The sequence below is a fragment of the Dyadobacter beijingensis DSM 21582 genome (genome assembly GCF_000382205.1).
Lineage (GTDB): Bacteria > Bacteroidota > Bacteroidia > Cytophagales > Spirosomataceae > Dyadobacter > Dyadobacter beijingensis.
Map to the genome: position 1 here is coordinate 460,814 of NZ_KB907789.1, position 12,794 is coordinate 473,607.

11 protein-coding genes are annotated in these 12,794 nt (G+C 50.9%); 2 read left to right on the forward strand and 9 right to left on the reverse strand.

Annotated features, from left to right (window positions below; genetic code table 11):
• Positions 1 to 97 precede the first annotated feature (97 nt).
• Positions 98 to 523, reverse strand: coding sequence for a hypothetical protein (locus H144_RS0120460; RefSeq protein WP_019943973.1), 426 nt, complete (start codon positions 521 to 523; stop codon positions 98 to 100).
• Between the two features lie 232 nt (positions 524 to 755).
• Between H144_RS0120460 and H144_RS0120465 the strand changes: the two genes are divergently transcribed.
• Both H144_RS0120465 and H144_RS0120470 read left to right on the forward strand, forming a co-directional pair.
• Positions 756 to 1,373 carry a GDSL-type esterase/lipase family protein gene (locus tag H144_RS0120465; protein WP_026350867.1) on the forward strand — a complete coding sequence of 206 codons (618 nt, stop codon included), beginning with the start codon at positions 756 to 758 and terminating at the stop codon, positions 1,371 to 1,373.
• Positions 1,374 to 1,389: 16 nt separating this feature from the next.
• Positions 1,390 to 2,115, forward strand: coding sequence for an esterase family protein (locus H144_RS0120470; protein WP_026350868.1), 726 nt, complete (start codon positions 1,390 to 1,392; stop codon positions 2,113 to 2,115).
• 3 nt (positions 2,116 to 2,118) lie between these two features.
• Here H144_RS0120470 and H144_RS0120475 read toward each other — a convergent pair whose 3' ends face one another.
• From H144_RS0120475 to H144_RS0120510, 8 genes are all read right to left on the reverse strand, one after another.
• A complete protein-coding gene (locus H144_RS0120475) occupies positions 2,119 to 3,045 on the reverse strand; it encodes a lactonase family protein (RefSeq protein ID WP_019943976.1) in 927 nt (308 codons plus the stop codon).
• Between the two features lie 10 nt (positions 3,046 to 3,055).
• Positions 3,056 to 3,760, reverse strand: a complete 705-nt coding sequence (locus H144_RS0120480; RefSeq protein WP_019943977.1) for a hypothetical protein — start codon at positions 3,758 to 3,760, stop codon at positions 3,056 to 3,058.
• 32 nt (positions 3,761 to 3,792) lie between these two features.
• Positions 3,793 to 4,155, reverse strand: a complete 363-nt coding sequence (locus tag H144_RS0120485) for a hypothetical protein (RefSeq protein ID WP_019943978.1) — start codon at positions 4,153 to 4,155, stop codon at positions 3,793 to 3,795.
• 119 nt (positions 4,156 to 4,274) lie between these two features.
• Positions 4,275 to 4,901: a hypothetical protein gene (locus H144_RS0120490; protein ID WP_019943979.1), complete on the reverse strand. Its 627-nt coding sequence runs from the start codon at positions 4,899 to 4,901 to the stop codon at positions 4,275 to 4,277.
• A gap of 9 nt (positions 4,902 to 4,910) precedes the next feature.
• Positions 4,911 to 6,626, reverse strand: coding sequence for a PQQ-dependent sugar dehydrogenase (locus H144_RS0120495; RefSeq protein ID WP_019943980.1), 1,716 nt, complete (start codon positions 6,624 to 6,626; stop codon positions 4,911 to 4,913).
• 116 nt (positions 6,627 to 6,742) lie between these two features.
• Entirely contained in the window at positions 6,743 to 7,075 is a 333-nt protein-coding gene (locus tag H144_RS0120500; RefSeq protein ID WP_019943981.1) for a hypothetical protein, read from the reverse strand.
• 247 nt (positions 7,076 to 7,322) lie between these two features.
• Complete coding sequence (locus H144_RS0120505) at positions 7,323 to 9,203, reverse strand: RagB/SusD family nutrient uptake outer membrane protein (protein ID WP_019943982.1); 1,881 nt, start codon at positions 9,201 to 9,203, stop codon at positions 7,323 to 7,325.
• Positions 9,204 to 9,213: 10 nt separating this feature from the next.
• On the reverse strand, positions 9,214 to 12,369 hold the full coding sequence (locus H144_RS0120510; protein WP_019943983.1) for a SusC/RagA family TonB-linked outer membrane protein: 3,156 nt from the start codon (positions 12,367 to 12,369) through the stop codon (positions 9,214 to 9,216).
• Positions 12,370 to 12,794: the final 425 nt, after the last annotated feature.

Below are 12,794 nucleotides of genomic sequence, written 5' to 3' on the forward strand. Positions count from 1 at the left end.
AAAATGCGTTGCCGGGAGCCGGAATGCCCAAAAATGAGAAAAGGAGCCAGGATAGTCCTGACTCCTTTTGCTGCACTTCACACCAAATCTGAATCTATTACTTTCTTTCGATGGATACCCCGATCTTGTAATCTTCCAGCTTGGTGGTTACTGGAAGTTGCGGATAAGGAAGTACTTCGGTAACGCTCAGCACATATTCCACGTCGCCCAATTTGAACTCCTGCGCATTCCGCTGCGAAATCGCGCTGAACTCGAAATTCACATTCGCCGCGTTGGAAGCGTCGGAAATGGTGAGGACCAGCTTGGCGCTTCCCATGGAAATACAGTCTGCATTGATCGGGCAGCGGCTGTCGGTAATTTCCTTCAACTCTACTTTCAGGTCGGTACCGGAGGCGGAAACCTTGGTAGACTGGCGGTAAGGGACGCTGACGGTGCCGAGTTCCGGCTGTGGTGTGCTGTCATCCTTCTTGTCGCAGGCGATGGCTGCAATGCAGAGGAATGCGAGTAAAATCGTTTTTTTCATGCCAATAGTATTTTTAAATATAATGCAGAGAACCAGAAGAAAAGGCAATGGTTGTAACCGATTTACAAAAAATCACATTTATTGTGGAGATGCTGCAATTTAGACTATCAATGCGTTGAAAATCACCATTTATTATCATTCAAGTGACCGTAATTTAACGGTTTGTTAATTTGGCATACTTATTTTTACAGGTAATCACCTGCAAACAGCACGATCAGAAATCAGTAAACCCATGATTTGGTACGAAGAGGAAGTACAAAGAGTCGAAAAAGAACGGTCCCGATTACCTTATGAGCCCGAAACCGTCTTCTACGGAAGTTCGAGTTTTACGCTTTGGAGGGATTTGTATGAGGATTTTGCGGATTTGAGACCGGTAAACCTGGGTTTCGGCGGCTCTACGCTCGCGGCCTGCGTGTGGTTTTTCGAACGTATCATGGCTTCCGTGCGCGACCCGAAACGGTTTGTGATCTACGCCGGCGACAACGACCTCGGCGACGGTCGCCACCCGACGGAGGTGCTGCTGTTCTACCGCCAGCTCACCGGGCTTATCCGGGAACGGTTCGGGGACATTCCCTGCTTTTTCGTGTCGATCAAGCCAAGCTTGCAGCGGTGGGATATTATAGAATCGATCAGAACGGCCAACGAGCTGATCCGTGAGGAGGCTGAAAAAGACCCGCAGCAGCATTACATCGATATTTTTCCTTTGATGGTCAATTATCAGGGGTATCCCAGGAAATCGCTGTTCGAGGCCGACGGGCTGCATTTAAGCGCGGACGGCTACGCGATCTGGCGAAAGGCGATTAGTGAAAGTGTACACAATGTTTTGGAAACGGTTCAGAAAACCTCTTAAACAAAATTTGGTTGTCATGGAAAGGGCGTATCACAAGTGGTTTAGTCCGAGTTTGGGCAAGTACATGGAAATACTCGTATTTGGTCACGGCGGCACGCCGGTGATCTTTTTTCCAACCCGCTCGGCCCATTTCTATGATTTTGAAAACTGGCGGGTGATCGACGCCATGAAAGACAAGATCGAAGACGGCCACATCCAGGTGTACTGCGTCGATAGCGTCGACAGTGAAAGTTTTTACTCCGACGCCCCGCCGCCGCTGCGCATTGCCCGCCACATTCAGTATGAAAAATACATTCTTGAAGAAGTAATCCCGTTTATCCGCATTCAGAACAAGAAGCGGGAATTGATCGCCGCGGGTTGCAGCCTGGGTGGTTACCATGCAGTGAATATCGCGTTCAAACACCCGCAGCTATTTACGAAAGTGGTGGGTATGAGCGCACGCTACGACCTCACGCAGCCGCTCCCTTTTTTCGCGGACCTGTTCGACGGCTATTTCGACGAGAATATTTATTACAATATGCCCAATCATTTCGTCCCCGGCATTTCGGACCCGGAGCTGCTGGCGCTGCTGCGCGAGCAGGAAATTACGCTGGTAATCGGGCGGGAGGACACATTTCTGGACAATAACCGCCACCTGAGCGATTCCCTGAACCAGATCAGCGTGCCGCATGCATTCCATATCTGGGAAGAAGAGGCGCACCGGCCACGGTACTGGCGGGAAATGGTGAAGATCTATTTGTAACACTTAATGCATTTCGCAACGGATCAGGCCCAGATCCTGGGAGGAACCCGAAGTGACCAGCAGCATAGCGGCGGACGAGAGGTATTCCATTTTATCGATCGTAAACGGAACATCCAGCGAAGTGACGCGCGCCGGGTCCACAGCCACATTCAGAACATCTATCCCATGTATTCCCTTGTTTAAAACTAGGAAGTTGCCGGCAAGCGCAAACGACCGGGAGGCGGTCATAAGTGAAGCGCGCTGGGTGAATGCATTATTCTTAAACTCGAAAATCCGAAGATAACCCATCCCGCACACGAACAGGTTTCTGCCATCCGGGTCGAACGACATTTGGTAACAGGTATTCGGCAATTGATCAATTTTTACCGCTTTCTCGAAACCGCCGTCGCTGAAATCCTGCGCGTAAAGTTCGCCGTAATTGGTACCATAAATGACCAGGTTTTCCTGCGGATGCAATGTTGTGCTGATAGGCGCTTTTCCCTTGGTCTTGGCAATATCGGTCGTTGCCAGCTGCCCATTTTCCCACACCGACATAATGATCGACTTTTTTCCGAAGCTGATGATCAGGCCATCGTGCGCTTGCACGGGAAAGTTGTTATCAAAAAGACCGTACGATTTGGCGGCTTCGATGAGCAATGCGCCGCCGTTGAACTGCTCCCAGTTTTTATAATCACTCTTTGGCAGCAGCTGAAAACCGTTGATGCCTTTCTTTCGGATGTCCTCATAAATGCCGGCGGGCAGAGCGTCGTCAAGAATGCCGTCACTGTCCCCGGAGGACTGCCTTATAACGTCCATGGTTCCGTTGATGCCCAGCTCAGCCACCATTTTGTAGTTCGAAATGATAAACGATCGCCTCTTTTCGGCTACCCAGGTGGAGCAGTAAGGCAATATGACCGGTGATTCTACAATGCTGGATAATGTGAGTTTCATAGTTTGGATATTAAAAAACGCCGTTTTGATACATATCGCTTTCCTTTAACCGCCTCACCTCGGCCCGGAACGCGTCGGTGTTCTTCTCTCCATCGATTGTGATCAGGTAATCGTTCCCCTGAAAATCTTCGATTGCGACATCTTGGTATTGCATACACGGCTGCACTTCACGCACGTAGGTGTAGCCATTTCCCGATTGCTGCAGGCATTCATAAAACACGATGCGGATGAAGGCACTCTTGGCCGAAAGCAGCTGGGTGTCGTAATCGGAAAGAACGTGCTGGTCTACCGCAAGCGGTTTGGAGGTAAATTCCAGCGTTTTGTAGAGGGATTGCTCATCGCCGTCCGTTTTCCCGAACCAGCATTCGAGCTTGACATTCACGAGCGCGGAGGTGTTGTTGGCAATGTGCAGGGTGAGCGGCGTCGCACGTTGCGCGGGCAGCCATGCGTACAAGTCGCGCGCGCCGCTTTTGATTATGGGTATTACAATAAATAGTAGCGGAATGCAGAGGACTATCAGTCCGATGGTCTTGTTTCTCCAAAACAGCAGCGCGACCAGGATGACGCCCAGCAATGCCGTAAGGTAAAAAATCCCGATCGCCCACCCCACTGAGCTATCGCCCGACGGGGCGGGTTTCACGAGATAGTAGATGATCGCGATCAGAAAAATGAGGGAAAAGGTGCCCAGCAGGGCAAAGTAGGTGATCTTGATCATCGTTCAGGTGTGTGTTTATTTCCCGGGTAATATTAAACTTCAAATGGCAGCTCGTATTCACGGGTATTGGGCTTGGAGCTGCGGGTCTTTACGGTAATGCGTGCTTTGAGCGGACTGCCGAGAACGAGGAAATATTTGACATACTGATCGTCGTGAAACGTCCACGATTTGTCTTCGAGCAGGTATTCCCGGGCATCCTGTTTGCCGGCTTTATACGCCCATTGCTCCACGATGTTGGGTTCATAGGTCACAAACTGCCCCATGCACACGATCTGAACGCCGGGCTGGGCATTGTTCCCAAGCTCGGTGCAGCTTTCGACGAGTACGTTGATGCTGGAATTGTCTTCAAGGTCCTTTACCGACCACTGGTCGAGAACCGTTTTTACATTGGCCATAGCGATTGTTCTGATTTCGTTTTTGGCAAATGTATCAGAACGTTCTAACTACCCGTGGGCCATTGTTACTTTGCGGCCGACGACAATTATTTTGCGGCCAAACAGCCTTCCAACCATTTTTACCTGAGGTATTTCCCGACCGACAACGCGAAGGAAGTCAGGACATCGCCGTTCGTGTCCAGCTGAAATCCCCCCGAAATGCCTGCCGTAAAACTTTTAAAAATTCTTTGATTGAAGAATAGCTCAGGGCAAATACCTGCGGCAAACGTTCTTTGCGGGTTGACATTTGCAATGAACATCGCCGGGTAAGGTCCGATTTCTTTCGGATCGTAAATGATGTTCAGATAGTCATATAATGAAGACGACTGGTAACGCAGTACGGCCGCCAAACGAACCCCCAGTTCCGTATTTTTCGACCTCAAAGCACTGAACCCCGCCCCGCCTGTCAGCTGCATTGCACCCGCAGTATAGCGAAAGGAATGGTCGGTCACCTCCCCCGACGGCTGCGTGACAATCACCTGGTATTCTCCATCATGTAAATCCGCCCCCACCGATGCATACCAGAACAGCCTCTTTTTGAAATACTGCGTATACGTAACCCGCTGCATAATCCCCCTCATATCGCCGGTCCCATGCTTGCTCGGCCCGACCGATAGCGACAGATATTTACTCGGAGCAGCGTACTGATGCTCTTGCGCGAAAGCCGCATGCGTGCATACGAGCAGGATTATGGCTAGTTGTTTCATTGGATTAAGTTAATTGTTTGTGTACGCCCTACTCACCCGGCGGATCTTGCCGTCGCTTTTGGTCATGATGTAGAGCTCTTTTGTGAAGCGGTTGTATTCAATGCGGATGTCGACGCGCTTGGAGCCGGACATTTCCACCAGATTGGTTTCCTGGCCGTCGCGGACGATCATTAATTCGTAAATCTGCCCGTCGCTCAGTTTCGCGTCGACGTTGGCATAGAAAATCCGGCCGTTTACAATGTCGCCGAAAATGTATTTGTCCTTCAATGCGGCGATCGGCCCCTCGTAGACGTAGCCGCCGCTGATGGCGTTACCGTCCACGTGGTCATAGGCCAGGTAGGGCTTTTCGAATGGGGCGGCTTCCGTGGCCGGTACGGGGTACACGTTTTTGAGATCTTTCGAAGAGATCGCGTAATTTCCTTCCCGCACGTTCCAGCCGTAATCGCCGCCTTTTGTGATCACATTCACTTCTTCGAAATTCGATTCGCCTACCTCAGCGCTGAACAGGCGCCCATTGTGCCATGCGAGGCGGTGCGGGTTGCGGAAGCCGTAAGCATATATTTCACGGTAAACGCCGCCGGCTTCTTTCACAAACGGATTATCTGCCGGAATGCCGTAACGGCCGTTTTTACTGTTATTCCCCAAAGGATCGATGCGGATGATGGTGCCTAGCAGCGAATGCAGCGTGTGGCACAATTCCGGGTGCTTGCTGATGGTGGAGCCGCCGTCGCCGGTGCCGATATAGAGCATTCCGTAATCCTTATCCCCTTTGGCGGCATCGGGGTTGAAACCAATATCCTGGGTGCCGTGAACGACGTTAGGCACGTTAATGCGCAGCAGTTCGCGGCTTTTTCCTTTAAAAACTGCGCTTCTCACATCGTCCATTTTCCATTCCGACACAACCCATTGCAATGCGACCTTAATCGAATCATTGTAGGAATAATCGGCCGGCTTGCCCCTGGGTGCCTCCGTGTGGGTAATATAAATCAGCCCGTTTTGAAGGTAATCGGGATGAAATGCGAAGCTGCCGAGACCGGTGCCCAGGCCCGGCTCGTTCACAAAGTTTTCGACCTGGCCACGTAAATCGAGGAACGGGGTTATTTCTTTTCCATTGATTACGTAAATAATGCCGCGCTGGTCGCTCACATACAGCGTGCCGTCGTGCGACGGGTGCGGGCGCATGTTCGCGATGCGCGTACGAGGCATTTTGTCGCTCGAGGGCGGAATTGTGACAAAGTCTTCCAGTTCAATGCGCAGCCCCGTTTTGACAACCGGCGTGCCGAGCCTTGCCGTGGGTCCCTCCCTGTCGGGTTTCACTTCCAGCGGGGCGATGTTATGCAGTTTCGTTTCGGCAGCAATGTAGCCCAGGATAGCACGTATCTCTTCGTCTTTCAGGAAATCGAATGGCGGCATGATCATCTTGTAGCGTTTCGAAAGACTTACCGCCCGCACATTACCCGATTCGATGGCATGGTTCGGGTTCTTAACGAATGCGATCAGCTCTTTTTCGGACAGCAGACCTGTAATGCCGCCCAGCCGCGGACCGATTTCCTCCTGCTCCATCGCGTGGCAGGAAACGCAATGCGTCGTAAACAATTCTTTGCCGTCGGAAGCGGCACTTGCTACCTGGTTGGTGCCAGATGCAGGTTGTTTTTTACCTGCACAATTCAATAACAACAGCGATGCGGCTGCGAGGGTGTAAACAGAACGTAAAATAAGGGTCATTCAGATAACGGGTTAGGAATTTTCAAAAGAGACGTTAAAGTTAGCAACCCACCCGGAAACAAAAAAAGCCGGATCTCTCCGGCTTTTCATCACTGAATAATGAAGGAATACTATGGTTATCCTACATTTCTTCCGTCTTTATCAAGTTTCACACGGGCATTTTCTTTCCCGTTAGCAACCTGTAATTCGTAGTATTGCGTTTTGTCAGACTCTGTTACCAAAAACGCCTTCTTCACGGTCCAGCCGCTGAATTCTTCGCTTTTGATCGTCTTTTTGATGCCCTCGGGCAAATCTTCCGGTTTCACGGCTACCTTTTCTTCCGAGCTAGCGGCTTTCTGGGCCTGCTGGTGCTCTGCGTGCTTTTCTGTGGTTTGATTGGCCGTCTGGGCCTCGGCAGAAGCAAACGAAATAAGCGTCAGGGCCAATGCCGATACTATTAGCTTTTTCATAATCTTTGTTTTTTAGACAACTATTAATGTTTTGACCTTTCGTGCATTCGCACTGTTGTAGCTATTACAAACAGGATTATGCCAAAACACATAAAACATTGATTATTAAATACTTAACTATATTCTACCAATCTTATAGTGTTTACCTAAATCCCCGATTTGTAGGATTTTGTCTAAAAAATCCCTCATAAACGCAAACTGCCCGGACCATGCAGCCCGGGCAGTTTCGCATCGTGTTCAGCAACTGTTACTTGTCGTAACCAGGGTTCTGTATAAGCTTCGCGTTACGGTTCATTTCGTCGCGGCTGAATGGACGGAAATACATTTTGTCCACCCAGGTGCGGTTTTCGTGCGATTTGTCTTCGGTAGGCGTATAAGTGTAGTCGTAAACGGTCGGATCGTAGTGATACGGCTCTCTCATCGACTTGCCTGCCTTGAACTTACCGATCACCGTGATAAACTGCAACGAGCGGCCCAACGTCGTCGGCGCGATCATCCAGCGGCGTGCATCGTGGTAACGTTGCTCTTCGTAAGCCATTTCAATGCGTTTTTCCTGACGGAAAGCTTCTTTCAAAGCAGCACCTGACACTTTCAATGCAGGCATACCGGCACGGAAACGGATCTTGTTCAACAATTCCAGCGCTACCGCATCCTGGCCAAGCTCGATGCTCGCCTCGATGTAGTTGAATGCCGATTCTGTGACGCGAAGGAATGGCCAGGGAATATTTTGGCGGTCGGTGTTATCATACAATGCCGGGTTCGGGTCGATGAACTTGCGCATGTAGTAACCGGTGCGGCTACCGTTCCAGTCTTCGATAGAGCTGCTACGGGTATCAAGTCCCTTGCGGTTGATCAACGCGCCTTTGTCGTCGAGCAGGTCGTAAGCACCGGTCTGGATCTGGTTTGCAGGGTCTTTCGCATCGGAAGGACGTGGTTTCCAGGTAGCTCCATCGTACATCACCGTCGCGTAGAAACGCGGATCGCGGTTCACATACGGGTTCGCTTTATGGGTCGGATTTGTCCATGAGAATGCTGTGCCATCCATCATTTGGTAGTCATCCACGAGCAAACCGATCGGTGTGTTACCGGCCCAGTTGTGGTAACCGTTAGGACCGTTATTCAAACCTGTCTGGCGCGCACCGTCGGAAGTCTGGCTGGCGGTGAAGTAACGTCCGAAAACGATGTCGTCGCCACCGGTCGCGTCCAGCGTCTTGTCGGCGCTGTAACCGGCCATTGCCATCGAAATGTAGTTGATTTTGCCCTGCTCGCCGGTAACTGGTGCCGTGAGGTTCAGCTTGTAGCCCGCCTTGGCATTCAATGCAGCCTTGGCAGCCGCCTGTGCAGCCGTCCAGCGCGCCTTGCGGTCGCCGCCGGTGTAACCCAGGAATTCCGGGTTCGGATAGCCTGCGATCAATGCGGACTTCGCTTTGGCAGTAGGAATGTCGTGCAGGTCGCTCGCTGCATATACCAGCACACGTGCTTTCAATGCCAATGCAGCGGCTTCGGTAGCCCGGCCCTTCTGCTCTGCCTTGCCTTTCAGCAATGTCGTGGCGCTGTCGAGGTCGGCAACGATGAAGTTCACACATTCCTCAAAAGTGTTACGCGATACCGAATAGTCTTCATTCAGCGCATACACCTTCGTGATAATCGGTGCGGAACCGTAATAACGCACCAATTGATGGTAGTAATAAGCACGCAGGAAGTGCGCCTCGCCTTTCAGACGGTCCTTCAAAGTCTGGTCCGTGAAAGTTGATTTCGGCAGTTCCTGGATCGCCTGGTTTGTCGCGCGGATGCGGGTATACATCGGCCCCCAGCCGTAGGTATCGTCCACCCAACCGAGGTTGGAAGGGCTCAGACTACCTTCGTTCACCGTGTTGATGTTACGTCCTGTGTGGGTAAATACCGCCTCGTCGGTCAGCGACGCCAGCATTTGCTCGCTGAAACCGCCCTGCTGCAAGCCCTGGTAGATACCCGTTACGAAACCTTCGGCCAACGCGCCGTCCTTCCAGACCTCTTCGGTCGGGATTTCGATCGGGGGCGTTACGTCCAGAAAGTCTGTATCGCACGACACCAGGCCGGTTGTTGCCAGTGCCGCGAGAAAAATCCAATTTTTATAACTCAGTTTCATTTTTTTAATCTTAGAAAGTTACACGTACACCTGCATTAAGAACTCGCGACTGCGGATAGTATTGTCCGTTCGACGAAGTCGCTTCCGGGTCCCAGATCTTGATCTTATCGATCGTAAACAGGTTCAATCCATTCACATACACACGCAGGTTACCTACGCCGATCTTCGAGCCGATTTCCGAAGGCAGGTTATAGCCCAACTCGATGTTTTTCAAACGCAGGTAGTTATTGCTTTTCAGATAATAAGTGTTGGCACCTGCATTGTCGAAGTTGGTGTAGTAGGTGTTGTTACGGTTAGCCAGGCGCGGGTCGGTCGAGCTTGGGTTGTCGATCGTCCAGCGGTGGTCGTAAGCATATTTCAGGTAGTTACCGATATCACCTGATTCGGTTTGGCCGATGTATTGCAAGCCGCCCACCGTTCCCTGGAACAAGATAGCGAGGTCAAACTGCTTGTAACCAAGGTTGATGTTCATACCGCCGGTAAACTGCGGACGGTTGGTTTTCTCGGAGCGAACTTTATCATCAGCCGTGATTTTACCATCCTGGTTGATATCCTTGAATTTCATGTCACCCGGACGAAGTGTTCCTGTGATACCGCTGTAATCGAGCTTGTTAGCATCGATAGCGGCCTGGTCTGCGAAAACGCCGTCGTACTGGTAAGCCAGGAACGCATTGTAAGGCTTGCCGGTAGTGCGCTGGTACGAAGGAGCGCCCGGTGTTTCATCCCAATACTTGATCGTGTTTTTGGCATACCCACCATTCACACCCACCGAGTAAGTGAAATTGTCGACAGCGCCGTCGTAGCTAACCTTGAATTCCCATCCTTTGTTTTGCAGCTTACCCAGGTTTTGAGGAGGAAGCTTGCCGTCGATACCGGCCGAAGACGGAGTAGAACCTGTTTTCGGGATCAGGATTTTCGAACGGTTATTGATAAAGTAATCGAATTCAAATGCAATGCGGTCTTTCCACAATGTACCCTCGATACCGAAGTTCATGTTGTTGGCCACCTCCCAGGTAAATGTGTTGTTGGCCACACGGGTTTCGAGCAAAGTTTTCGCCACCTGATCGTTGATGATGTAGGTTCCGAAGCCCATTGTGTTCAAATACTGGTATTCAGCCAATGTTTCTGTACCCAGCAAGTAGGGCTCGGCACCCATCTGGCCCCATGAACCGCGGAGTTTCACGTTGTTTACAAAATGGATGCTGTTTTTCCAGAAATCCTCTTCCGAAATACGCCAGCCCGCCGATACCCCCGGGAAGAAACCGAAACGGCCGTCTTTCGGGAATACATACGAACCATCCGCACGCCACAGGAATTCGGCGAGGTACTTTTCCTTGTAGTTATAACCCACGCGGCCAAAGTAGCTCAAACGTGCGCGTTTGTACAAATCTCCGTTGTTCGTTCCCGAGTTGCCGATGTTCTGCTCAGGCGTACCACCCGCGAAAAGCTGGTCAACCACCGGAGAGATGAAGTAGCGACGGTAAGCGAAGAATCCGTCCGCATCCACCGTTTCGCGCTGGATACCTACCATTGCATTGAAATTATGCGCCCCGAATGTCTTTTCGTAAGAAGCCTGTCCGGTCAGCTGGATGGAGAGTTCCTGAGAAGAGGTTTCGGTCAAACGGGGATCGTTGAATGTCGAACGCACGGTTCCCGTCAGCAATGGAGAGGTTCCATCCGCTTCGTAGGTTTTCTTGTCCCAATAATAAAGCGTCCACGGCTTCTGGAACGACTTCTGACGGCGGATCTGCTTATCGATCGCCGCCATCGTGTTGATTTTCAATCCTGGTACGCCTGGTACGAGGATTTCCAGACCACCGTTCGTTTGAATGTAGTCGCGCTTGTCGTTGTTATAACCGGTTGTATTAGTTGTAATTACCGCCGGGTTCTGACCATTCTCGATGTCTGGTCCCGGGCGTCCGTCCGGCCAGATCGCGATTTCGGTTGGCTTACCGCGCATCAGCATACGGAAAATATCGCCGGCGCCGCCGCCGTTCGGGAAGCGACGGAATTCTTCGCGCAAAGTAAGGCCCAATGTAGCCGTTACATATTTGTTGATCTTCGTATCGAGGTTCACACGCATGTCATACTGCTTGTAGCCCGTCGCGGAGTTCACATAATTACCCTCCTGGTTGATATAACCCAATGAAGCGAGGTATTTTACATTGTCGCTGCCGCCTGTCAATTGCAGGTTATGGCGCTGCTGGGGCGACCATTTGCGGATCACCGAACCATACCAGTCGGTATTGGGGTGCACGAGTGGGTCGGAACCGTCGCGGAACTTCTGAAGGTCGTTCGGCGTGAATACTGCGCTCAGCACGTTTCCATTGTCCGTACGCGTATAGGCGCCGTTCGTATTGAAGCCCTGCAATGCGCCAGGCCACTGGTTTACAGGCAGGTTATCGTAGATCTGCAATTCATTGCGAATGGTCGCATATTCCGCTGCATTCGACATGGTCGGGGTGCGTGTAGGCTGGCCCATACCCACGTTCAGATCATACAAAAGTTGCGGTTTACCGGTTTTTCCACGCTTGGTGGTAATGAGGATAACCCCGTTACCCGCACGAGAGCCGTAAATCGCCGCTGCCGCATCTTTCAAAACCGAGATGCTTTCGATGTCGGCCGGATTGATACGGTCCAAACCACCAGAACGGTTGGGCACACCGTCCACGACGATGAGTGCATTGCTGTTACCCAGTGAGTTGGTACCGCGGATACGGATCGCCGAACCGTCATAACCCGGCTCACCGCTCGCCTGTACGGCTGAAACACCCGGCAGGCGGCCGCTCAATGTGTTGGAAAGGTTGGCAGCAGGCGCTTTCTGCAATTCGGCACCTTTCACGGCTGTTACCGAACCGGTCAGGGTTGCTTTCTTGGCGGTACCATAACCTACGACGACCACTTCATCCAGCGCTTTGGTATCCGACATGAGTTTCACATCGAGGCTCGTTTTGTTGCCGAGCGGAATCTCCTGCGTGATGTACCCGATAAAAGAAAACACGAGCGTTGCCGTACCTGGCGCATTCACGGTGTAGTTACCCTCGATGTCCGTTACCGTACCCGTAGACGTCCCTTTGACCAGGATGCTTACGCCGGGCAGTCCCTGCCCTTGCTCATCATTCACTTTTCCCTTCACCGTTACATCCTGAGCGTATGCACCGGTCATGACCAACAGGGTCAACAGAAGGGAGTAAAAATACCGTGTTAGGCTCCGGTACTTTTCCCGTTCAGAAATCCTCATAGATTAAGTATAGATAGATAGTAGATAGTTAAAAAAATTATAAAAAAATGAACAGATATTACAACTTGATTACATGCATAAGCCCTTGTTTTTCAACAAGTCAGAGAAGTGTCTACCATACACAATTTGTATTACTAAAAATCCTTTAAGTCCTATTTCAAAAATATCGCTCGTAACCGATGGGCGATTTTGTTATACTAAAAAGGGAGGCTAAACTAGAAAATGTTATATTTTGTAACCCGGCAATACCGAGGCTTGCGGTGCGAGTAACCGGATGTACAAAAAGATATGAAATTATTCACATAAACAAGCATTCCTGCTTTCTGACTATGTTTTCTTAGAAAATAACC

Excerpts from the sequence above, each read along its gene's own strand:
- H144_RS0120480 (WP_019943977.1), bottom strand. The coding sequence starts at position 3,760 with ATGATCAAGATCACCTACTTTGCCCTGCTGGGCACCTTTTCCCTCATT.
- H144_RS0120495 (WP_019943980.1), bottom strand. The coding sequence starts at position 6,626 with ATGACCCTTATTTTACGTTCTGTTTACACCCTCGCAGCCGCATCGCTG.
- H144_RS0120465 (WP_026350867.1), top strand. The coding sequence starts at position 756 with ATGATTTGGTACGAAGAGGAAGTACAAAGAGTCGAAAAAGAACGGTCC.
- H144_RS0120460 (WP_019943973.1), bottom strand. The coding sequence starts at position 523 with ATGAAAAAAACGATTTTACTCGCATTCCTCTGCATTGCAGCCATCGCC.
- H144_RS0120505 (WP_019943982.1), bottom strand. The coding sequence starts at position 9,203 with ATGAAACTGAGTTATAAAAATTGGATTTTTCTCGCGGCACTGGCAACA.
- H144_RS0120470 (WP_026350868.1), top strand. The coding sequence starts at position 1,390 with ATGGAAAGGGCGTATCACAAGTGGTTTAGTCCGAGTTTGGGCAAGTAC.
- H144_RS0120490 (WP_019943979.1), bottom strand. The coding sequence starts at position 4,901 with ATGAAACAACTAGCCATAATCCTGCTCGTATGCACGCATGCGGCTTTC.
- H144_RS0120485 (WP_019943978.1), bottom strand. The coding sequence starts at position 4,155 with ATGGCCAATGTAAAAACGGTTCTCGACCAGTGGTCGGTAAAGGACCTT.
- H144_RS0120500 (WP_019943981.1), bottom strand. The coding sequence starts at position 7,075 with ATGAAAAAGCTAATAGTATCGGCATTGGCCCTGACGCTTATTTCGTTT.
- H144_RS0120510 (WP_019943983.1), bottom strand. The coding sequence starts at position 12,369 with ATGACCGGTGCATACGCTCAGGATGTAACGGTGAAGGGAAAAGTGAAT.
- H144_RS0120475 (WP_019943976.1), bottom strand. The coding sequence starts at position 3,045 with ATGAAACTCACATTATCCAGCATTGTAGAATCACCGGTCATATTGCCT.